Annotated in this window: 18 protein-coding genes; 4 read left to right on the top strand and 14 right to left on the bottom strand. The window is 67.6% G+C overall.

Going from position 1 to position 20,370, the window contains the following annotated elements:
• Positions 1-27: 27 nt before the first annotated feature.
• Positions 28-942: an oxygenase MpaB family protein gene (locus NMB40_RS00270; protein WP_494359763.1), complete on the bottom strand. Its 915-nt coding sequence runs from the start codon at positions 940-942 to the stop codon at positions 28-30.
• 323 nt (positions 943-1,265) lie between these two features.
• Between NMB40_RS00270 and NMB40_RS00265 the strand changes: the two genes are divergently transcribed.
• Positions 1,266-1,880 carry a hypothetical protein gene (locus NMB40_RS00265; protein WP_068854530.1) on the top strand — a complete coding sequence of 205 codons (615 nt, stop codon included), beginning with the start codon at positions 1,266-1,268 and terminating at the stop codon, positions 1,878-1,880.
• Between the two features lie 60 nt (positions 1,881-1,940).
• On the opposite strand, the gene NMB40_RS00260 is transcribed toward NMB40_RS00265, so the two are convergent.
• The 11 genes from NMB40_RS00260 to NMB40_RS00210 all read right to left on the bottom strand — a co-directional run bounded on the left by NMB40_RS00260 (position 1,941) and on the right by NMB40_RS00210 (position 13,514).
• Positions 1,941-2,714, bottom strand: coding sequence for a LytR/AlgR family response regulator transcription factor (locus NMB40_RS00260; RefSeq protein WP_210132099.1), 774 nt, complete (start codon positions 2,712-2,714; stop codon positions 1,941-1,943).
• The gene (locus NMB40_RS00255) at positions 2,704-3,963 is read right to left on the bottom strand and encodes a sensor histidine kinase (RefSeq protein ID WP_494359762.1); all 1,260 of its coding nucleotides are present in this window, start codon (positions 3,961-3,963) and stop codon (positions 2,704-2,706) included. Before NMB40_RS00255 ends, NMB40_RS00260 begins: the two co-directional genes overlap by 11 nt.
• Before the next feature lie 243 nt (positions 3,964-4,206).
• The gene (locus NMB40_RS00250; RefSeq protein ID WP_494359761.1) at positions 4,207-5,856 is read right to left on the bottom strand and encodes a M28 family metallopeptidase; all 1,650 of its coding nucleotides are present in this window, start codon (positions 5,854-5,856) and stop codon (positions 4,207-4,209) included.
• Between the two features lie 227 nt (positions 5,857-6,083).
• Positions 6,084-7,727, bottom strand: a complete 1,644-nt coding sequence (locus NMB40_RS00245; RefSeq protein WP_494359760.1) for a CsgG/HfaB family protein — start codon at positions 7,725-7,727, stop codon at positions 6,084-6,086.
• Positions 7,728-7,745: 18 nt separating this feature from the next.
• Positions 7,746-8,411: a hypothetical protein gene (locus NMB40_RS00240; protein ID WP_448141895.1), complete on the bottom strand. Its 666-nt coding sequence runs from the start codon at positions 8,409-8,411 to the stop codon at positions 7,746-7,748.
• Positions 8,412-8,447: 36 nt separating this feature from the next.
• Positions 8,448-9,548 carry a hypothetical protein gene (locus NMB40_RS00235; protein WP_282248228.1) on the bottom strand — a complete coding sequence of 367 codons (1,101 nt, stop codon included), beginning with the start codon at positions 9,546-9,548 and terminating at the stop codon, positions 8,448-8,450.
• Entirely contained in the window at positions 9,539-10,744 is a 1,206-nt protein-coding gene (locus tag NMB40_RS00230) for a hypothetical protein (RefSeq protein ID WP_494359759.1), read from the bottom strand. Before NMB40_RS00230 ends, NMB40_RS00235 begins: the two co-directional genes overlap by 10 nt.
• A 102-nt stretch (positions 10,745-10,846) precedes the next feature.
• Positions 10,847-12,109: an RNA polymerase sigma factor gene (locus NMB40_RS00225; protein WP_494359758.1), complete on the bottom strand. Its 1,263-nt coding sequence runs from the start codon at positions 12,107-12,109 to the stop codon at positions 10,847-10,849.
• A 57-nt stretch (positions 12,110-12,166) separates the two neighbouring features.
• Complete coding sequence (locus NMB40_RS00220; RefSeq protein WP_193069443.1) at positions 12,167-12,574, bottom strand: VOC family protein; 408 nt, start codon at positions 12,572-12,574, stop codon at positions 12,167-12,169.
• A gap of 64 nt (positions 12,575-12,638) precedes the next feature.
• A complete protein-coding gene (locus NMB40_RS00215; protein WP_494359757.1) occupies positions 12,639-13,064 on the bottom strand; it encodes a VOC family protein in 426 nt (141 codons plus the stop codon).
• Between the two features lie 30 nt (positions 13,065-13,094).
• On the bottom strand, positions 13,095-13,514 hold the full coding sequence (locus NMB40_RS00210) for a YciI family protein (RefSeq protein WP_184124501.1): 420 nt from the start codon (positions 13,512-13,514) through the stop codon (positions 13,095-13,097).
• 212 nt (positions 13,515-13,726) lie between these two features.
• Between NMB40_RS00210 and NMB40_RS00205 the strand changes: the two genes are divergently transcribed.
• The gene (locus NMB40_RS00205) at positions 13,727-14,101 is read left to right on the top strand and encodes a YciI family protein (protein ID WP_494359756.1); all 375 of its coding nucleotides are present in this window, start codon (positions 13,727-13,729) and stop codon (positions 14,099-14,101) included.
• 120 nt (positions 14,102-14,221) lie between these two features.
• On the opposite strand, the gene NMB40_RS00200 is transcribed toward NMB40_RS00205, so the two are convergent.
• Positions 14,222-16,306, bottom strand: coding sequence for an NHL repeat-containing protein (locus NMB40_RS00200; RefSeq protein WP_494359755.1), 2,085 nt, complete (start codon positions 16,304-16,306; stop codon positions 14,222-14,224).
• Between the two features lie 143 nt (positions 16,307-16,449).
• Between NMB40_RS00200 and NMB40_RS00195 the strand changes: the two genes are divergently transcribed.
• Positions 16,450-17,967: a tetratricopeptide repeat protein gene (locus NMB40_RS00195; RefSeq protein ID WP_494359754.1), complete on the top strand. Its 1,518-nt coding sequence runs from the start codon at positions 16,450-16,452 to the stop codon at positions 17,965-17,967.
• A gap of 22 nt (positions 17,968-17,989) precedes the next feature.
• On the top strand, positions 17,990-19,507 hold the full coding sequence (locus NMB40_RS00190) for a hypothetical protein (RefSeq protein WP_494359753.1): 1,518 nt from the start codon (positions 17,990-17,992) through the stop codon (positions 19,505-19,507).
• A gap of 15 nt (positions 19,508-19,522) precedes the next feature.
• On the opposite strand, the gene NMB40_RS00185 is transcribed toward NMB40_RS00190, so the two are convergent.
• Positions 19,523-20,296, bottom strand: a complete 774-nt coding sequence (locus NMB40_RS00185) for a lytic transglycosylase domain-containing protein (RefSeq protein WP_494359752.1) — start codon at positions 20,294-20,296, stop codon at positions 19,523-19,525.
• Positions 20,297-20,370: the final 74 nt, after the last annotated feature.

Genomic DNA, 20,370 nt, shown 5'->3' with positions numbered 1-20,370 from the left:
CCGTTTTTTTTTGCACTCCGCGCTACATCACCAATGCGCCAACGTGCTGATCGGCACGCCTACTCGCACGCAGGCGCGTGCTGCTACGCCGTCCTGCAGCGCGCGGCGGAACAGCGGCGACATGCCCTGCAACAGCCTTGCTGAAGCGCGTGCCTGGGTGCGTTGCAGCGGCGTGCGTTCCAGCATGGACGTTGCCCACTCCGGGAGCAGCGCGGCACCGGCGCCGAGGAACAGCTCGCGCGATAGCCCCGCCATCGGTACGGGCAGCCGGATGCTTGAAAGCACCTCCAGCACTTCACGTGAGCGCGCATCGAAGCGCAGCACCGCCTGCTGTCGTGCGAAGTACGCCGTTACTTCCGCTTCCGAGGCCGGCACGTCGGTGGCACCCAATGCTTCGGCCACGCGCCGGTACTCATCGTAGTACCGGTCGGCAATCGCCTCGGGCACCTCACGGCAGTAACGCCGGTAACCCTGCAGGAAGCCGTATGCCTCGGTCACATGCACCCAGGTCAGCAGGGCCGGATCATCGGCCGAGTACGCCTGCCCCTCCGGGGTCTGCCCGCGCACCTGCGCGTGGATGCGTTTCACCTTCGCCACCAGCGCTTCCACTTCCCCGGCCGGGCCATAGCTGGTGCAGGCCACGAATGCCGTAGTCCGGCGCAGCCGCCCCACCAGGTCATCGCGGAAGTTGGAATGGTCATACACCCCGGCCAGCGCGAGCGGGTGCAGGGTCTGCAGCATCAGCGCGCACAGCCCACCGGCCAGCATCCCGGGAAACTCGGCATGCACGCGCCAGGTGACGCTGTCCGGGCCGAACCAGCCCGGGTCGCCCAGCGGGTGGTCGTAGTCGATCCCGCTTTGCCCGCGCGGGAAGGCTCCCAGCACCCAGCGCCGGATCGGCACGGCAGCGGGCGCAGTGAGACGGTGCAGCAGTGACGACATCAGGGGCCTTCCAGGGGGTCGAGAGGACCGCGATCCTGCGCGGTTGCGTCAATTCTGCGTGATCTGCGACGCCCGGGCCACGCTGTTGCGCCACCCCGTCCGCGAATTGTGCGAGTGCAGCAGAAAACCCGCCCGGTTTTTCAGTTTTTCGAGCAGTTTTCGATGCCGCACCGCGCAAAAATTTTCGCGCAGGACGTATTCAGTTATCCCCCCTGCGGCGTTTTGTCGCACTGCCCATTGCCAAGCGAAATGAAAGTGCTAGAACTGAACCCGCCTCACCGTCCGTCCAAATGCGCCGCTGCACGTTCCCGAAGGAGCCCGTGATGATCGCTTTGTTCAAAGGTTTAGGTTTACTGCTCCAGGACAACGAGCTCTACGGCAGCCCGTTCGAAAAGCAGGTCGCGCATTGGCGCAACAAGAGTGAGCAGCAGATCCGCGAAGAAGTGGCCACCCTGGCCAAGGCCAAGGGCCAGTGGCTGATGGCCTCCATCGTCGGCTGGCAGGCGGCCTCGCTGCTGATCCTCGGGCTGATCGCCAACTACCTGTGGAAGGACGACTTCCATATCACCTTCACCCGCGTGGTGATCGTGTTCGGCTCGTGGGTCTCGATCCTGTTCGTGATCTGGTTCATGGCCAACATGTTCGACCACACCGCCGGTTTCGAGCGCTGGATGAAGGCGTTCAACAGCCGCGCGCGGATCACCTCCGACGCCGACACCGTGGAATGCGTGGCCGAAGCGCTGGACATGGCCCAGCTCTACCCGGAAGTGCTCGATTACAAGCAGGCCGTCACCGCCAGGCGTGAACTGCGCCACGAAGACATCCGCATCATGCGCGAGATCGGGCGCATGAAGCAGCATTCGGAACTGGTCGGCCAGCTCAACCACGTCGGCGAACCCGACCCCGGCCAGAACCTGCACCTGCAACCGGCCTTCTGACCCCACCCGGTCCAGGGGGATCCCAATGCCACCGTGCGCGAACACGGTGGCATTGTTTTTTTACATGCCGCGGAACAGGCTCATGAACGGCTGGCTCACGTTGAGCACTTCCGGCCGTTGCTTCAGGCGCAGCTGGCCACGGCCGGTGTCATCGCGGCTCACCGCCGCCACCGCTTTCATGTTGACGATGGTGGAACGGTGGATCTGGCGGAAGCGCTGCGGGTCCAGCACTTCCAGCAGCTCGCGCAGCGGCGTGCGCAGCAGGCTTTCGCCGGCCTCGGTCACCACCGTGGTGTACTTGCTGTCGGCGCGGAAGTAAACCACGTCTTCCAGCATGATCAGCTGCGTATCGCGGCCATTGCTGGCGGTGATCCATGCCAGCGGCGGCGCGTTCGAGTGCGCCCCGGGCTGCTGGCCCAGGCGTTGCAGCAGCTGCTCCAGCATCGCGTTGTCCGGCCGGCCCATCTGCATGCGCGCCAGGATGCGATCACGCGTGGCCAGCAGGCGCTCGTCGCTGACCGGCTTGAGCAGGTAATCCATCGCGCCCTGCTCGAACGCATCGATCGCGTACTGGTCGTAGGCGGTCACGAATACCACCTGGGTGCGCGGGCTGATCTCCGGCAGCGCGCGCGCCACCTCGATGCCGCTGATGCCCGGCATGCGGATATCGAGCAGGGCCAGGTCCGGCTTCAGTTCGGCCAGCCGCTCCAGTGCGCTGGCGCCGTCTTCGCATTCGGCCACCAGCCGCAGTTCCGGCCACAGCCGCTGCAGCTGGGCCACCAGCGACTGGCGCAGCAGGTCTTCGTCTTCGGCAATGAGGGCATCAAGCAGCATGGATCGCCTCGCGTGCGTCGCGCGGCAGGGTGATCGTTGCCGCCACGCCGCTGGGGAAGTTGGACACGATGGCCACGCCGGCGCGCTCACCGCAGGTCAGGCGCAGCCGTTCGCGCAGGTTCTTAAGGCCGATGCCGGTGCCGCTGCTGCCCTGGCCGAAGCCCAGGCCATCGTCGGCCACGGTCAGGGTGACGTGGTCGTCGAAGGCGCGCGCGATGATCCACACCGTGCCGCCGCCGGGCTTGGGTTCCAGCCCGTGCTTGATCGCGTTCTCGACCAGCGTCTGCAGCGCCATCGACGGCAGCGGCACGGTTTCCAGCGCCGGCGGCACATCCACCTGCAGCGCCAGCCGCGCGCCCATGCGGATCTTGAGGATCTCCAGGTAGGCCTTGGTGCGCTCCAGCTCCACGCCCAGGGTGGACATCGATTCGTCCACGCTCGGCAGCGAACTGCGCAGGTACTGGATCAGGTGCCCCAGCATCTGGTCGGCGCGCGGCGGGTCGGTGCGGGTCAGCACCTGCGCGTTGGCCAGCGTGTTGTAGAGGAAGTGCGGCTCCACCTGGGCGTGCAGCAGGTTCAGGCGCGCCACCGACAGTTCCTTTTCCGTGGCGGTCTGTTCGGCCGCCGCCTGCTCGTCGCGGCGCTGTTCGGACACGCGGCGGGTGATGGCACGGCTGACCGCTTCGGCGTTCTCGTAGTTGCTGCCCTCGTCCACCGCCAGCAGGTCGGCCCACACCCCCGCATCGGGTTCGAACACCAGGGTCACGCTGCTGGTGCCCTGCCCCGGGGTGACCGTGGCCAGCACGCTGTTGCGCTTGATCGCCCAGCGCGCCGGCAGGTTCCAGCGCGATGGCGGGCGGCCGTTGTAGGGGTCCACGCGGCGCACGTAGGCGCGCACCTGCAGGCTGCCGGCGGCGCTTTCGATATCTTCCACGCGCGGCAGTTCCTTGATCGCCTGTTCGACCAGGCGGAAGGCCTCGCCGGCGTCCATCGGCAGTTCGATCTGGCGGCGCTGGCGGCTGGACAGGGTGGCCGCATCCAGGCGCCCGGCCAGGGTCGACACGCGGCGCAGGTGGGTGATGCAGCTGCCCAGCGCGGTGATCATCAGGAACAGCGCCAGCAGCCCGAACACCCAGCCCGGGCCCTCGTCCATGCCGTGGAAGAAGCCGCTCCACACGAACCCGGCCACGACGATCGCCGCGGCCCAGGCCACCAGAATACGGAGAATCAGGGAAAGGCTGGCAAACACGGCGGCGTCTTCACGATGGGATGGTGTGAGGATAGCCCTGCCGCCGGAGGGAACAAGCAGGATGCGATGGAAGCCGGGAAAGCAGGGATGAAACGGCGTTGGGGTGGCGCCGGGGTGCCGGGCACCGCGTGGACACGCATGGCGTGTCCCTACGGGCCGGGGCGTAGCGACACGCCATGCGTGTCCCACGCACAGCACGCCGAAGACCATCCCCCGCCGGCAGGCACCGGCGGGGGGCGACACTTACTTGCGCTCTGCGGCGCTGGCGTCGCGTGGTGCGCGGAACTGGGAGTCATCGCTCCAGTTCGGCCAGCTGCGCGAATTGGCCAGCTGGTTGCCCAGCGTGTACAGCACTTCCAGGTCGCGGGCGGCGCCGGCGAACTTCCAGTCCGGCTGCCACTCGTCGCCCTGCTGGTGGTAGCGCTTGGCGGTGTAGTCGTCCGAGGCCGCCTTGCCTGCGGCCACGCCGCCCTCCACCCAGTCCTGGCCGGCCGAGTAGGACACCGCCGGCACGCCACGCTTGGCGAACGGGAAGTGATCGGAGCGGAAGAACAGGCCCGCTTCCGGCTTCGGGTCCGGGGTGTAGCGGATGTCCCATCCCTGGGCCACGTCCTTCAGCTGGTCCAGCAGTTCCAGCTTGGCCGACCCATAGATGCCGAAATCACGCGACGGGCCGAACGGCGCCATGCCATCCATGTTGATCACCGCCACGGTCTTGGCCAGCGGGTACAGCGGGTGGCTGGCGTAGTACTCCGAACCGAGCAGGCCCTTTTCTTCGGCGGTCACCGCCAGGAACAGCACCGAACGCTCCGGGCGCTTGCCCTTGGCGAAGCCGCGGGCCAGTTCCACCAGCGAGGCGGTGCCGCTGGCGTTGTCCAGCGCGCCGTTGAAGATGGTGTCGCCGTTCGCATCCGGCTTGCCCACGCCGATGTGGTCCCAGTGCGCGCTGTACACCACGGTTTCATCCGGGTGCTTGCTGCCTTCCAGGCGCGCGGCCACGTTGTGCGAGGTGATCACCTCGGTCTTCACCGCGTACTTGGCCGACAGGGTTTCGCCCTTCAGCTCCACCGGCTTGAAATCGCGGCGCTGGGCCTGCTTCTTCAGCGCCTCGAAATCCTGGCCGGCACGCTTGAACAGGTCCACCGCCAGGTCGCGCTGGATCCAGCCTTCCAGCAGCGGGTGCGCTTCGGCCGGGTTGTCGCGGACCACGTCGAACATGGTGTTGGTGTTGGAGCCGGCCACCGTGGCCCAGCCGTAGGAGGCCGGCGCGGTTTCATGGACGATCAGCACGCCCAGCGCACCCTGGCGGGCGGCCTCTTCGTACTTGTAGGTCCAACGGCCGTAGTAGGTCATGCCCTTGCCGTCGAAATCGCCTTCGCCGGTTTCGAAGTCCGGGTCGTTGATCAGCACCACGGCGATCTTGCCCTTCAGGTCCACGTCCTTGAAGTCGTTCCAGTTGCGCTCCGGCGCGTTCACGCCGTAGCCCAGGAACACCAGCGGGGCATTCTGGATATCGACCTCGGAGGCGCCGTTCATGGCCGCGCGCACCGCGATTTCCTGGCCCTGGGTGAGCGCCTGCGGCTTGCCCTTGCTGGACAGCGCCAGGTTCGGGGTGCCCACGATATCGCCCTTGAGCAGCGGCACGGCCTGGGTCCACAGGCGCTTGCCATCCTTCAGGTCGCCGCCCGGCTGCAGGCCGGCGGCCGCGAACTGCTTGCTGAGGAAGGCGATGGTTTTCGCTTCGCCGGCCGTGGCGGGCGAGCGGCCCTCATAGGCGTCGGAGGCCAGTTCCTTGACGTCGGCGGAGATCCGCGCGCCATCGAATTTCGGCGTCGCCGCCATCAGGGCGCTGGACACCGACAGTGCCAGCACGCTCAAAACCACTCGCTTCATCATTCTCTCCGGGACAGGGACATCATCTTTCGATCATACCCATTCCTGGAGAGCGCCGGCCGTGGGCCGCCGCACGACCAACGGTCGTGCGCTACCGGCGGTACGCACGCGGTCCGCGAACCGGACGGCATCCCCGATTCGAACACCATCCGCGGTTCGGACACCATCTCCGGTTCGAACGCCATCTCCGGTAGCTCACGACCGTTGGTCGTGAGCCCCCGACAAATTCACCAGTTCGGATCTTCCGCCGGTGCCGCCGCCTTCGGTGCAGCCGCCCGCGCCGGCTTCGGCTTGGCCGCGCCACCACCGCTCGACGCGGTCCCCGCCGCTGCCGCCGGCTTCACCGCACCGGCCAGCTGGCGCAGCTCGATCGCACCCGGCTTGAAGTTCGCCCCACCCAGGTCCGCGCCGCCTTCGATGGTGCCGTAGGAGGTCTGTGCCGCCACGCGGTCCACCCGGATCGTGCAGCACGGGGTTTCATTGCGGCCCAGCGAACGGCCGGTCTGCGGGTCCTTCAGTTCCTCGCCCAGCATCACCGCCTGCCAGCGCTGGCCGGCCTTGAGCGATTCGCCGCCCTGGCTCAGCACCACCTGGTCGCCAGTCATGGCCACCACCGACACCGGGAAGATCTCGGTGATGATGGCCGTGCCGATCTGCCCGGACAGCGAATCCATCATCGCCGCTGCCATGCCCTTGCCATCCACCACGCGCGGCAGGGTGCTCGGGCCGGTCGAGGCCAGCTGGTGGTCGAAGCTGTCGGACATCACCACCTCACCGGTGGTCGCGTTGATCAGGCGCAGGGTGATGCGCCCGCCGCCCGAATACGAGGTCACCTGGCGGTCGGACATGCGCAGGTTGCGCACGCTGCGCGGGTATTCGAAACGTTCGATGGTCGGAATCAGGATCAGGTCGGTGGCCAGCTGCTGGCCCAGCCGCGCGGTGTCCTGCAGGCGCACGTTGCCGCTGTTGATGTGGTCGATCTCGGCCTGCATCTCCTCGCCGAACTCACGGTCCAGCACGATGAAGCGCTTGGTCTGGGTCAGCGTGTCGTTCAGGCGCGCACGAATGGCCGCGGCCACTTCATCGCTGGCCACGCGGCCATCGCCGACGGCGTAGGTGCCGCTGCGCACGTGCGGCTGGGCCACCACGATCTTCGGCCGGCCCTGCTCGTCCGGGGCACGGTATTTGGCGATGTTGGCGCGCACGCGCACCTTCCAGTAGCTGCGCATGGTGCGGCGGCTGACATCGGACTCGAACGACTGCGCGCCGCGCTTGGCGTCCACGCTGGCCTGTTCCTTGTAGCTTTCCTTGATGCTTGCCGAGGCCGAACCGCCGCCCCCGCTTGCCTCGGCCTGCGCCTGCGCCGAGCCACTGGCCGAGGCAGACGCCGAATAACTGTAGCCGGCGTCGCTGGCGCGCACGCGGGCAATCACTTCTTCATCCAGCTGGCTGACTTCTTCCTGCGAGAGGATTTCGTAGCCCAGCACCGCCCCCTGGGAGGCGGCAATCATCTGCTGGGAAAACGCGTCGGCGCGGATATCGCCGACGTGTTCCCCATCCACGTCCACATGCAGGCCTGCACGCAGGCTCTGCATCTGGCTGGCAACACGCACGCCATTGACCTGTGCCACCGCCGACTGCAGCGCTGCCAGCACCGCCAGCTCCGGCGTGCTGCCGATGCCTTCGGCTTCGCGCGCCACCTGGGTGGTGCCGCCGAAATCCGGGGCGTCGCGCAGCGGCTTTTCAGCCGGTGCGTCCAGCTTGGATTCGGCCTTCGGTGCCGTGGTCTCCACCGGTGCCTCCTGCTTGCCGCAGGCGGCAAGCAGGGCAGCGGTGAGGGCCAGGCTCAACAGTCGGTATGAGGTCTGCATGCGTGGCGATCCTTTTTCTTACAGGCTGTCGAGCATCGACTCGGCGTTGCCCGGCACCTTGATCTTGGCGGCGCGGGCGAAGGTCAGCGCGGCCTTGGACGAGGAGTACAGGCCCTTCAGGTAGCCCGGCGATTCCTTGGCCACCCACGCACCGGCGGCCAGCTTGCGGCCCACGGTGACCAGCTGGGTGCCGCTCAGGCTCTTCATGCCGTTGGCGAAGTTGCTGGCTTCACCGCTCAGCTTCTGGCCTTCGGCGGCCGACGCCACCAGGGCCACCAGGCCGGTGGTGTAGTGCTGCTTGGATTCGGCGCTCAGCTCCGGCTGGGCGGCCACGCGCTCATCGATCGCGGCCTGGGCGGCTTCGCTGACCGACACCGACTTCTTCATCTGGTCCACGTTGACCGAACCGGACGACAGCGCCTGGCGCTCGGCTTCCAGCAGCTGCACCTGCTCGGCCAGGCCGAAGGCCTTGGCGAAGGAGGTCTGCGCGTCGATCGAGTGCGACTGCGAGGACACGAAACGACGCACCAGCGCTTCCTGCGCGGCTTCGTCCGGGGCACCGGCCGAGGCAGCCGAGGCGCTGTTGCCGCCGCCCGCCAGGTCCTTCAGCTTGCCGAACTGCGCGTGCGCCGGAGCGGCGAAGGTGGTGGCGATGGCCAGTGCGATGAGGGTCTTGCGGATCATGGTGTGTTCCTTATTGGAAAATGGTGGGGCGTGCGCTTAACGCACTGCCTTGACGTTCAATTCGTTGATCATCTGCTGCGCGCCCTTTTCAGAGGCGATCTGCAGCGCATTGGTGCGGGCCACGGTCTCGTTCGGACCGGTGCCGGAGAACTGCACCGGACCCACCGACGACACGGTCTTCGGGAAGCGGCCGCTCACGTCCAGCACCTTGCCGGTGACGGTGACGAACACGCGGGTGTTGCCGCTGACCGGGTCGCGGTCGCGCATGCCCACGTCCAAGGTGCCCACGGCCAGGTACGGAATGTTCGCGGCCTTGATGCCGTTGGCGGTGTCGCGCAGGGTGGCGGCCGACAGGTCGTTGCCGGTGCTGAAGTCCTTGCGGATGCGCTCGATGCTCAGCAGGCCACGCGATTCGCCTTCCACGTACTCCGCTTCCACCACTTCATAGCCGGCCGCGCTGAACGCGCCGGTCATGGCGGTGTTGATCTCGTTGGCGTTGGCCACTTTCCAGGCGATGTTGTCGCTGCGCGCGGTGGTGCTGCCGCCAGAGGTGACCGACACCGATGCGTTCTGGTTGATGCTGCCGTTGGTGCTCACCGAGTTGCCACGGAAGCTGTCGCCTTCGCGGGTCTTCTCGTCATAGCTCTGGCTGGCGTCGACCCGGCGGTATTCCTTGTCCTGGAACGACTGCACGGTGTCCTGCGAGCGCGCCATGAACAGGAAGGTCAGCATCGAACGCTCGTTGCTGCGCGCTCCGGCGGTGGCCGAACCGGCATCCAGCTTGGTCTGCAGCAGGGTGGTGTTGATTTCGGCGCGGACGCTGACGGTGTAGGTCTTGGCCTTCTTGTCTTCGGTGTCCGACAGCGGCACCGCCGACAGCACGTAGCGGTCGATCTCACCGATGAACTCGGCGCGGCGGTCTTCGAACAGGCGCAGCTTGGCCGCACCGGATTCGGCGATGTACGCCTCCAGTGCATTGACCTTGGCCTTGTTCAGGGCCTGGGCGCGGGTGTCGGCACTCAGGCGCAGGCCATAGCTGGCCGAACCGGTACCACGGGAACTGGCGGTCTGCGCCGCAACGGGCGCGGCAACCATCAGTGCAATGAGAATCAGCAGTACGGCACGAATCAACGGCATGACTTGATCAACTCCTGGAGGGCTTGGGTCTGTTGCTGCAGCGGCTTGCCGCCGGGCTTCTGTTCGTCCAGCCACGCTTTCGAATCCGCGCGCTTGGCGGCGGCGCCGGCGAAGGCGTCCAGGCCGGCCAGCGTGGTTTCGTAGCTGGCCGACCACTGGTCAACGTGCCACTGGGTCGACGGCACCACCTTGGTCGCGCCCTTGCGCAGTGGCTGGTCGAAGAACACCTTGCCCGAGAACGGCTCCACCACCGTGGCCTGGAAGAACGCGCCGAACAGCATCGTCTTCATCGCCGGGGTCTCATTGATCACGCCGTTCTTCAGCGCATCCAGGCGCAGCTTCACCACGTAATCCGGCTCGGGAATCTTCAGCTGGTACACCTTGCCGTCGGCAAAGCGCGCGGCCATCGCACCGCCGATCGCCTGGCCGGTGGCCGGCGGCAGCAGGCCGATGCCGGTGTTGGACGACAGCGTCTTGGACAGCTCATGGGCCAGCGTGGCGCGCAGCACCTGCTCATCCACCGCATCGGGCAGCTTGGCGCGCACCGCGTCGGAGAGGGTCACTTCACCCACCTGCAGGCGGCGCGTCGACGCGGCCGGCAGCTGCGCCTTGGCCAGCGTATCGGCCAGCACCTGCGGCAGCGCGGTAGCAGCCTTGCCGTACAGCAGGTCGGCCACGATCGCGTCAATGTCGTCCTCGTCCGGCAGGAATTCCATCACGTCGATGCGCTGCAGCGTGATCGGGTAGGACGCCACCACCTGGCGTTCGCGGAAATCGAAGAACAGCGCCTGCAGTGCTACTTCCACCAGCACCTTGTACTGGCCGCCGATCGGTTCGATCGAGACCAGCTCGCGGTCCAGCGCGGTGGCCAGCACCGTGGCGCTGGTGGTGCCATCCAGCATCGCCAGCGGTTGGTCGATCAGTTCCAGGCTGGCCGGGCGCTGTGCCTGCAGCCGGGCCCACAGCGCCTGGTTGAGCGGGGCCAGGCCACGCGCTTTCAGCACCGCAGCCGCACGCGGGGTGCTGGCTTCAACGGCGCTCTGCTCGGCGGTGTAGGCAAAACCGGCCCAATAGGCCTGCTGCGATTTGTCGGCAGCCTGCGCGGCGGTGGCGAAGGTGGCAGTGCCCACCAGTACGAACCCGCACAGCAGCAGCCACGCGCTACGCGCGCGCGTACGCTTCTTCCCTGAAACCATCGTCCCGCAATCCTTCTCGAACGGACCCGGCAAGGCGCCCGGTCACTTTTGTGAGGCGCCACCATAGTGCCTGTTCAGGTTTCGGGCAAGCGGAGAATTGTGTCAGTCCGGCTTCAACCCCGCCGCCCGCGCCTGCAACAGCGCGCGTTCGCGCGCGTTGGGCGTAAGCCGCGCCGCCCGCGCGAAGGCAGCCGCCGCTTCTGCGTGCCGGCCCATCTGCGACAAAAGGTCACCCTGCACCGCCGCCAGCGGCGCGTAGTCCCGCAGCCGTGGATCGTCGGCCAGCTGCTCCACCAACGGCCATGCCGCTGCCGCCCCTTCCGCGCGCGATACCGCCACCGCGCGGTTGAGTTCCACCACCGGTGACGGCTGCACTTCCGCCAACCGTGCATACAACGCGGCCATGCGCGCCCAGTCGGTCGCATCTGCGTGGCGCGCACGCGCGTGGCAGTCGGCGATGGCCGCCTGCAGCACATAGCCATCGTCGGCCCCACCCAGCGCCACGGCCTGCTGCAATGCCGCCTGGCCGCGCGCCACCTGCAGATGATCCCAGCGGGTGCGGTCCTGGTCAGGCAGCAGGATCGGGTTGCCCTGCGCATCCACGCGCGCGGCCGCGCGCGAGGCCTGCAGTTCCATCAATGCAAGCAGGCCGTGCACCTGCGGCCAGGTCGGCAGGCGCTGCTGCAGCACCCGCCCCAACCGCAGGGCCTCCTCGCACAGCGCCGGGCGCATCCAGTCATCGCCGCTGCTGGCCGCATAGCCTTCGTTGAAGATCAGGTACACCACCGCCAGCACCGAGCCCAGCCGTTCCGGCAACGCCGCCTGGCGCGGCACTTCGAACGGCACCTGCTTGTCGGCCAGCGTGCGCTTGGCGCGCACGATGCGCTGGGCGATGGTCGGCTCCGGCTGCAGGAACGCGCGCGCGATCTCATCGGTGGTCAGCCCCCCCAGCAGGCGCAGGGTCAGCGCCACCCGTGCATCGGCCGACAGCACCGGGTGGCAGGCCACGAACATCAGCCGCAGCAGGTCATCGCCGATGTCATCCTGCAGGGCATCGCTGTCGTCGGGCAGCGGCAGTGGCTGCGGCTCCAGTCCGCTGCCCCACTGCGCATGCTGGCCGGCCACGCGCTGGTGCTGGCGCAGCACGTCGATGGCGCGATTGCGTGCAGTGGTCATCAGCCACGCTCCCGGATTGTCCGGAACGCCCTGGGTGGGCCAGCGCTCCAGCGCGGCCAGCCAGGTGTCCTGGGCCAGTTCTTCGGCACGCCCGATATCGCCGCCCAGCATCCGCGCCAGGCGTGCGATCAGCGCCGGCGACTCCATGCGCCAGAGGGTATCCAGTCGTTGTGTCAGCGCAGCTTCCATGCGGCGAATGAGAGCATCGGTGGCCGCGCCGCACAAGCGGCGGCGCGGCAGCGGGCATCAGCCGGGTTCGCCATCCATGTGCGCCACTTCCCACAGGTGGCCATCCAGGTCCTCGAAGCTGCGCTGGTACATGAAGCCGTAATCGCGCGCCGGGGTGGGTTCGCTGCCGCCGGCGGCCAGTACCTTTTCCAGCGTGGCATCCACCGCCGGGCGGCTGGGCGACGACAACGCCAGGATCACCTGCGCCTGCTTGCGGGCATCGCCGATCGGCCGGTTGATGAAAGTGGCGAAGAACGGCTCCAGCAGCAGCATCAGCATGATGGTGTCGCTGATGTTGAACGAGGCGGCCTTGTCATCGGTGTAGGTCAGGTTGGGCGTGAAGCCGAGCGCGGCGAAGAACGCCTTGCTCTTTTCCAGGTCACGCACAGGCAGGTTCACGAAGATCATCTGGGGTGTATCGGTCATTGCAGGGTCCTTGCAATCGTCTGGCGTTGTGCCGGCCAACGGCCGGCGCTACCGGGGGGCAGGATCAGTACGGCTTCATGCAGTTGACCATCCACGGCTTGCCGTAGCGGTCTTCGAGCATGCCCCAGCGCTTGGCCCAGAACGTTTCGCCGATCGGGAAGGTGACCTTGCCGCCTTCGGACAGTGCCTTGAACACACGCTCGGCCTCTTCTTCGGTTTCCACGTCGATGTTGATCGTGGTGCTGCCCTGGCCCGAAGAAGGCGGGCCATCGGCGGCCATCAGGATCGCGCTGCCTACTTCCAGCTGGCTGTGCGCGATCAGGTTCGGATCGGCCGGGCCCGCGTTGTCGCCACAGCCGTCCATGTTGTCGCTGGGCGGCATGTCGCTGTACTTCATTTCCGAGGTGACCTTGCCACCCAGCACCTGGGCATAGAACGCCATGGCTTCGTGGGTCTGGCCGCTGAAGCCAAGGAACGGAATCAGTTTCATGGGAATCTCCTGAAAAGCACGGTGGGTGGGTCAGTCGGCCTGGCCGATCTGCTCGCGCAGACGCTGTTCCTGCGCACGTAATTCCGGGGTGAAAACCTCGCCAAAATCTTCTTCGGTATAGAACGGGCGGATCTCCACCACGTCGCCCGGCAGGAACGGGGCGCGCTTGAGCCATTCGGTGGCTTCGTCCACCGAGCGCACCTGCCACAGCCAGAACCCGGCCACCAGCTCGCGGGTTTCGGCGAACGGCCCGTCGATCACCTGCGGTGCCGCACCCGTGTAAGCGACCCGGCGGCCGTGGCTGCTGGGCCGCAGCCCATCGCCGGCCAGCATGATCCCGGCCTTGACCAGTTCCTCGTTGAAGGCGCCCATGTCCCGGAACTGCGCCTCGGTGGGCAGTACCCCGGCCTCGGTGGCCTCGGTCGCCTTCACGATCACCATGACTTTCATCGGCTTGTCCTCGTTGTCGGCCCGGTTGGCGGGCCCTTCACTGGTTACGACGCCCCAGTGGAACGGAAATCGACATTGCTGCCAAAAAATATTCCGATGCCGCCAGAAGGTGACGGTCACAGCCCTGAACAGGCCCGCGGCGCTGCACTGCAACAGGCTCGTAGCGCCGGCTGGGGCATCATGGGCATCCCCTGCCCAGCGGTGCGCCGGCCATGCAATTCCTGCTGCTGATCTACATCGACGAAGCCCTGATCCAGGACGTGCCCGCCGAGGAATACGACGCCATGATGCGCGGCTGCATCCAGCACGCTGACAAACTCAAGGCCGAAGGCACGCTGGTCGCTTCGCAACAGCTGGAGCCGGTTGCCGAAGCCCGTACCCTGCGCACGCGCGAGTCAAAGGCCCGCATCACAGACGGCCCGTTCGCCGAAACCCGCGAACTGCTTGCCGGGTTCAACCTCATCAACGCAGACAACAGTGATGAAGCCCTGCGCATCGCCCAAGGGTTCCCTTGGTCGCGCTACGGCAGCATCGAAGTCCGCCCGGTAGCCGACTTCGAAGCCGAGCGCCGCCGCGTAGGCGCTTGACCCTGACGCCCTGCACGGTGACGGTGCCGCTCTGGTGGGGTCGGTTCCCAAACGACTGCACGTACATCACGCGACCGCTTTAACGCATCGCCCCGTGCAACCTTGGCTGTTGCTCCACAATCACGGCAACACCGTAACCTTCAACTCCCGCGCCCCTACCGCCTCATTCCCGCTGTAATCCCGTGCACTCCCGCGAATGATGTAATCCCCCGCCGGCAACGCCTCCGGCTGCCAGCGCCCGGTTTCCACCAACCCATCGCGCACGGTATTGGTCACCAGGTAGCGGAACCGCGTCACCGCGCTGCCGTGCACGGTAATCCCGCTGTCCGGCGCATACGCCACCACCGTGGCACTGTCCTCGCGCGGCATGCGGTTGAACACGATGTTGAAGCGCGGCTGCTCGTAGCCGGCCAGCGGCGTGCCGCCCGCATCCAGGATCTGGTATCCCACCTGGTACGCCCCCAACCGCCGCCGTGGCAGGTTGTTGTCCACCTGGTCCCACGCCTCCACCACGATCTGTACACCCGGCCCCGTGCGCGGAACCGGCACGCGCCCGTTCGCGCCGGCCTTGATCGGCTGGTCCAGGTCATCCAGCACCGCCACCTCGGTAATGCGCGGCGCGAAACTGTCGGCATAGCCCACGAAGCCCAGCGCCACCGCGTTGCGCTGGAATCCACCGGCGCCCACGCTCAGATGCACGTGTGCCATGCGGTTGATGCTGCCCAGCGGCTCACCGGCCTTGAAGCGCGTGCCCCGGCGAACGCGTATCCGCTCCAGCTTGCCGTCCAGGTCCCGCAGCTGCGGCCAGCGCGCGTCGAACGCGCGGTCACGCGCATCGCGACCCACTTTCATATGGATGTAGCGCAGCCGATCCAGTGACAACCCTTCGGCCTGCCCGCCCACCGACCAGCTCGGGAACGGGCTGCTGACCTTGGCATCGGCCATCGCCAGCACCGTCTGCCCCACATCGCCGCGGATATCGAAGCCATCGTGCAGGTGGTGGCGGCTCTCGCCACTGAAGTTGCCGCGCACCTCGCCCAGCGTGCCCACCACCTCATGCCAGCCCAGCTGCGGGGCCAGCGGCCAGCGCCCGCCGGTGTCGGGCAGCAGGGCATCGGCGGCCGGTCCAACCAATGCCGGCGCCGGCGTGGTGCCGGCAGCCAGCGCACGCAGGCGATGCACCCGGTACGACGCCGCATCGGACACGTACAGCCCGCCATCGGCATCCAGCGCCAGCCCACCCGGCCGCGAGAAGCGCGGCTGCGCCGAGGCGCCGGTCAGGTCCACCACATGGCCCAGCGCCGACAACTGCACTACCTTTCCGTCGAAATCGCTCACATACACCACGTCATCGTGGGTCACCGCCAGCGCCAGCGGCCCGTTGAGCAGGCTGCCACGGGCCAGCAGCGTATCCAGCGTGCCATTCGGCGCCAGCCGGCGGATCGCGCCATTGAGCAGGTCGGCAATCAGCAGGTTGCCGTGCGAATCCAACGCCAACGCTACGGGGGTATCCAGCCGCGCGCCCACCCCCGCACCGTCCACGTTGCCCGGCGCATCGCCGCCGGCCAGCGTGCGCACCTGGCCATCGGGCTCGATCACGCGGATGCGGTCGTTCCAGGTATCGGCCACGAACACGCGGCCATCGGCGCCTACCGCCACGCCCATCGGCCCATCGAAGCGCGCCTGCGCGGCCGGGCCATCGGCGTAACCTGCGGTGCCGTCACCGGCAATCGTGCTGACCACACCATCGGTGCCGATCCGGCGGATCACATGGTTGCCGGTGTCGGCCACGAACACGTTGCCGGCCGCGTCCAGCGCAATGGCCGACGGCGTATTGAACTGCGCCTGCAGCGCAGGGCCATCGCGCCAGCCCTCCCCCTGCCCGGCCAGCGTGTCCACACGCCCATCGGGAAACACCCGGCGGATGCGGTTGTTGTCGCCCGCGTCCGCCACATACAGCACGCCGTGCGAGTCCAGCGCCAGGCCGTAGGGATCGGCGAACTGCGCCTGCGCCGCCGCGCCATCGCGCAGCCCGCCCACGCCATCACCGGCCAGCAGGCTGACCTGCGGCGTCCAACCCAGCACCGTGGCCAACGGGCCCGGCGGCGGTGCCGGTGCGGCCGGTTCGCGTACGAAGGTCCACGCCAGTGCCGCTGTCACCGCCACGCCCACCAGCGCCACCATTACCCATCGTCCCCGCGTCATCGCTGTCCTTGCCTGCTGCCAGTTCGGGACACGACCTTAGCCGCTCGCCGCGTGCCTGCAAACCCTGCGTGCGTCCGCATCGACTTGTGTGGATGCCGCGTTCCGGTTTCAATCGAGGCTTACGCCAAGGAAGGATGCACCGCATGACCCGCCGTACCGGCACCGCCCTCGCCCTGTTGTTCTCGCTGTGTGCCGTGCCTGTAGCCGGCATGGCGGACACGGCGGCCCCCGCTGTCGTGGACCTCGCGCCCCAAGCAGCCGGGGCCGGTACCGCGTATTTCAGCGAAGTGGTCGACGCGGTGGACGTGGCGCGCCAGGGTGACACCCTGGGCGCATCCATCACCATCGACCGCCTGCTGGCCGATCCGCGCCTGGCGCTGCTGGATACGTTCGCGCAGAGCGACGTGTGGGCCTATGCAGCACTGGTTTCTTCCGCGCAGGAACAACCTAGTGTGGCGGAGAAACGGCTTAGGCGCGCCGTCGCGCTCAACCCGCACAACAGCGACGCCCGCCTGCGCCTGGCCCGCTACCAGATGGCGAACCAGCAGGACGCAGCCGCCGTCGAAAGCATCCTGCTTGCACTGGCCGATGCCGGCCCGGAACCGGAGGTGGACAGCGACATGGTCTGGCACCTGGACATGGCTTTGAAGCAGCAGCCCACCCGGCGCCTGGCCCTGCTGCAGGCCCTGTTCGACAACGGCTGGAAGAACGAAGGGGTCGAGCCGGTTGACCAATGGGTCAACCTGGCCACCCTGCAGGTGGAGGCCGCCCAAGGCGACAAGGTCGCCGCGACACTGGAGCGCATCGACGCACCCAATGCGCTGATGCAGCTGCGCAGCGACAAGCGGTTCGACCCCTACCTGCGCCGCGACGACCCGCGCTACGATCCCGTGGCCGCTGCGCGCCGGCACATTGATCGCCTGCGCGTCGACGCCATGCTCTCGCCCGGCCTGAACGAAACGGCGCTGGAACTCACCAACGCACTGATGGTGGCCGGGCAATCGCAGGAAGTGGTCGGCATGACCGACCGCGTGGCAGACGCGGCCACGAAGTCCGATGCCGCACCGCCCGAACAGGCCCGTTACATCGCGTGGATGCTCGACACCCGCAGCCGTGCGTTGCGGCGGCTTGGCCAGGACGAGGCAGCGATAAACGCCCAGCTGCTGGCCCTTCGCATGACCGATCCGGAAGGCGACACGGTCAGCCAGAACCTCAACCTTGCCGACCTGTATGTCTCTCTGGGCAAGCCGCAGTTGGCACGCCAGACCACCCAGGGTGTGGAAGACCTCAGTGGATACGGCCAGAGCGCACGCGCACTGATCGACCTCAAGGCCGCGCTGCAGCTCAAGGATCGCGTAGCGGCACAGTCCGCACGTGAGCTGTTGTTCGCCAATCGCGTCCAGACCCCCGGTCATTACCGCGATGCCCTGCTGCTCGACGACCGGCTGGATGACGCCGCTGCAAGCCTGATCCAGGCGCTGGCCGATCCCATGGAGCGCGGCACGGTGCTGCTCCAGTTGCAGGCCGTGCTCACCCCACCGCTGCTGCCGGCGGAAGCGACACTGCTTGGGCGTTGGGACCAGCTCAAGCAGCGCCCCGATGTGCAGGCTGCGGTAGCCCGCGTGGGGCGTATCGACACCTACCCGCTGTTCGTTGATTGAGTACCTGCAAAGGACGCACCGCATGACCTGCCGTACCCGTCACACCCTCGCCCTGCTGCTGTCACTGATCACCCTGCCGGTGGCCGCCGCCCACGCGGCCGCGCATGGCACCGTGGATGCCGCAGCCAGCACCGCGCCTGCCCCAGACGCTGGCTTCCTGGCCGAAGTGGCGGCGGCTGGCGAACAGAGCGACCGCGGCGACAGCCTGGGGGCGTCACTCGCGTTCGAACGCCTGCTTGCCGATCCACGCCTCGCACAGCTGGACGACGCGCCGCGCAGTGACGTGTGGCTGGCCGCGGCAAGGGTGGCCGGGCTGCAACGGCAGGACGCCCTGGCCGCGCAGCGCCTGGACACCGCGCTGTCGATCCATCCGGGCAACGCCACCGCACGCTTCCTGCTGGCCAGCGGCCAGCTGGTCGACAATGAAGTGGAAGCTTCGGCGCGCAACATCATCCGCGCGATCGACGATACCGATGGCGTGCCCGACCTGCACAAGGACATGGTCTGGCAGCTGGACCTGCTCCTGAAGGACACGCCGGCGACCCGGCTGGACCTGCTGCAGGCGCTGTTCGACCGCAACTGGAAGAACGACGATATCGATCCGGCCGCACTGTGGGTCACCCTGGCCACGCTGCAGGTTGAAGCCGGGCAGCGCGACAAAGTGCGCGCCACGCTGGAGCGGATCGACCAGCCGCTTGCATTGCTCACCCTGCGCAGCGACAAGCGCTTCGACCGCTACCTGCCGCGCACCGATCCCCGCTTCGATCCGGTGGCATCGGCGCAACGGCATATCGACCGCCTGCGGGTGCAGAGCATGCTGGCGCCGGCGCTGGACGAGGTGGCCGTGGAGCTGGCCTATGCGCTGCTGGTGGCCGGCAAGCCGCAGGAAGTGATCGGCATGACCCAATGGCTGGCCGATTTCGCACCCAACGCCACCACCGTGCCCGCGCCGGAAGAAGTGGAATCGATCGGCTGGCTGCTGGACCTGCGCTCGCGTGCACAGCACCAGCTGGGCCAGATCGATGAAGCCGTGGAGACCCAGCAGCTTGCCGTGCGCATGACCTCCCAGAGCGGCCTGGCCAACCAGCCGCTGGGCCTGGCCGTGATGTACATCGGCCTGCACCGCCCATCGATGGCCCGCCAGCAGCTCAAGGACCTGGAGCACCTCAACGCGCTGGGCGAAGGTGCCCGGCAGCTGGTGCAACTGCTGGCCGCGCTGCAGCTCAAGGATGACGCCGCTGCACAGGAAGCGCGCGATGCGTTGTTCGCTGCGCGGGAAGCGGACGCCGCCCACTACATGGCCGGGCTGGTGGCCGACAACCGCCTGGATGACGCCGTGGTGGCACTGACCGCACGCCTGGACGACCCGATGGAACGCGGTACCGCGCTGCTGGAGCTGCAGGACACCCGCATGTCGCCGCTGTTGCCGGGTGATATCGAGTCCAACGCACGCTGGGAACAGTTTGCGCAGCGTGCCGATGTAAAGAAGGCGGTACGCCGTGTCGGCCGGGTCGACAGCTACCCGCTCTACAACGAGTGATGTGCGTTCCCCCGGCTATCGCGCCGGGGTTTCCGCCTTGAACCCCATCGCCTCGCGGTAGCGCGCGTACAGCGTGCCCACCTTCTCCACGTAGGCCAGCGTTTCCGCATACGGCGGCACGCCCTTGTAGCGGGTCACCGCACCGATGCCTGCGTTGTAGGCGGCCGCCGCCAGCGTGCGGTCGCCTTTGTAGCGCGCCAGCAGCGCCTTCAGGTACCGCGCGCCGCCGTTGATCGACTGCTCGGCGGACAAGGGATCGGACACGCCCAGTTCGGTGGCGGTATCGGGCATCAGCTGCATCACCCCCTGCGCGCCCTTGGGCGACACCGCGCCGGCATCGAAGCCGCTTTCGGCATGGGCAATCGCGCGCAGCCAGGCATCGTCCACGCCCGTGGCACGCGCCGCCGCCTTGAACTGTATCGCATGCCGGTTGAGCTGCGGCGCGCCGACCTTGCCCAGCCCTTCGTGCGCCGGTTCGCCCGGCGGCGTGGCCACGGTGAACTTCAGGAACACCCGCGAACCGGGCAGGTTGCGGGTGGAATACACCAGCTGCCCGTCCTGCTCGCGCTCATACAGGGTGCCGCTGAACACCCCCATGTTGCCCCACAGGTTCGGTGCCTGCACCGCGTTGTCGTCGATCTGCTGCGCCTTGCACTTCGAGCCCGGCTCCGGCGCCGTGGCCAGGCTCACCGTGTTGTTCTGCACGCAGCGGTACACCGTGCGCGCGGCCGCCGTGCCGGGAAACAGCAGCGGCAACAGGGCCAGCACGGCAGGCAGCAGGGGCTTCATGGCTCCGGGGCCGCACGGGGGCAGCCAGATCGAGGGGTGGCGCGATCATCCGGCCCGGGGCGCGAACTGCAGGT

The sequence above is a fragment of the Stenotrophomonas sp. FBCC-B152 genome (assembly GCF_059134105.1).
This window is presented reverse-complemented; position numbering and strand designations above follow the sequence as displayed.

Excerpts from the sequence above, each read along its gene's own strand:
- NMB40_RS00270 (WP_494359763.1), bottom strand. The coding sequence starts at position 942 with ATGTCGTCACTGCTGCACCGTCTCACTGCGCCCGCTGCCGTGCCGATC.
- NMB40_RS00265 (WP_068854530.1), top strand. The coding sequence starts at position 1,266 with ATGATCGCTTTGTTCAAAGGTTTAGGTTTACTGCTCCAGGACAACGAG.
- NMB40_RS00260 (WP_210132099.1), bottom strand. The coding sequence starts at position 2,714 with ATGCTGCTTGATGCCCTCATTGCCGAAGACGAAGACCTGCTGCGCCAG.
- NMB40_RS00250 (WP_494359761.1), bottom strand. The coding sequence starts at position 5,856 with ATGAAGCGAGTGGTTTTGAGCGTGCTGGCACTGTCGGTGTCCAGCGCC.
- NMB40_RS00245 (WP_494359760.1), bottom strand. The coding sequence starts at position 7,727 with ATGCAGACCTCATACCGACTGTTGAGCCTGGCCCTCACCGCTGCCCTG.
- NMB40_RS00240 (WP_448141895.1), bottom strand. The coding sequence starts at position 8,411 with ATGATCCGCAAGACCCTCATCGCACTGGCCATCGCCACCACCTTCGCC.
- NMB40_RS00235 (WP_282248228.1), bottom strand. The coding sequence starts at position 9,548 with ATGCCGTTGATTCGTGCCGTACTGCTGATTCTCATTGCACTGATGGTT.
- NMB40_RS00230 (WP_494359759.1), bottom strand. The coding sequence starts at position 10,744 with ATGGTTTCAGGGAAGAAGCGTACGCGCGCGCGTAGCGCGTGGCTGCTG.
- NMB40_RS00225 (WP_494359758.1), bottom strand. The coding sequence starts at position 12,109 with ATGGAAGCTGCGCTGACACAACGACTGGATACCCTCTGGCGCATGGAG.
- NMB40_RS00220 (WP_193069443.1), bottom strand. The coding sequence starts at position 12,574 with ATGACCGATACACCCCAGATGATCTTCGTGAACCTGCCTGTGCGTGAC.
- NMB40_RS00215 (WP_494359757.1), bottom strand. The coding sequence starts at position 13,064 with ATGAAACTGATTCCGTTCCTTGGCTTCAGCGGCCAGACCCACGAAGCC.
- NMB40_RS00210 (WP_184124501.1), bottom strand. The coding sequence starts at position 13,514 with ATGAAAGTCATGGTGATCGTGAAGGCGACCGAGGCCACCGAGGCCGGG.
- NMB40_RS00205 (WP_494359756.1), top strand. The coding sequence starts at position 13,727 with ATGCAATTCCTGCTGCTGATCTACATCGACGAAGCCCTGATCCAGGAC.
- NMB40_RS00200 (WP_494359755.1), bottom strand. The coding sequence starts at position 16,306 with ATGACGCGGGGACGATGGGTAATGGTGGCGCTGGTGGGCGTGGCGGTG.
- NMB40_RS00195 (WP_494359754.1), top strand. The coding sequence starts at position 16,450 with ATGACCCGCCGTACCGGCACCGCCCTCGCCCTGTTGTTCTCGCTGTGT.
- NMB40_RS00190 (WP_494359753.1), top strand. The coding sequence starts at position 17,990 with ATGACCTGCCGTACCCGTCACACCCTCGCCCTGCTGCTGTCACTGATC.
- NMB40_RS00185 (WP_494359752.1), bottom strand. The coding sequence starts at position 20,296 with ATGAAGCCCCTGCTGCCTGCCGTGCTGGCCCTGTTGCCGCTGCTGTTT.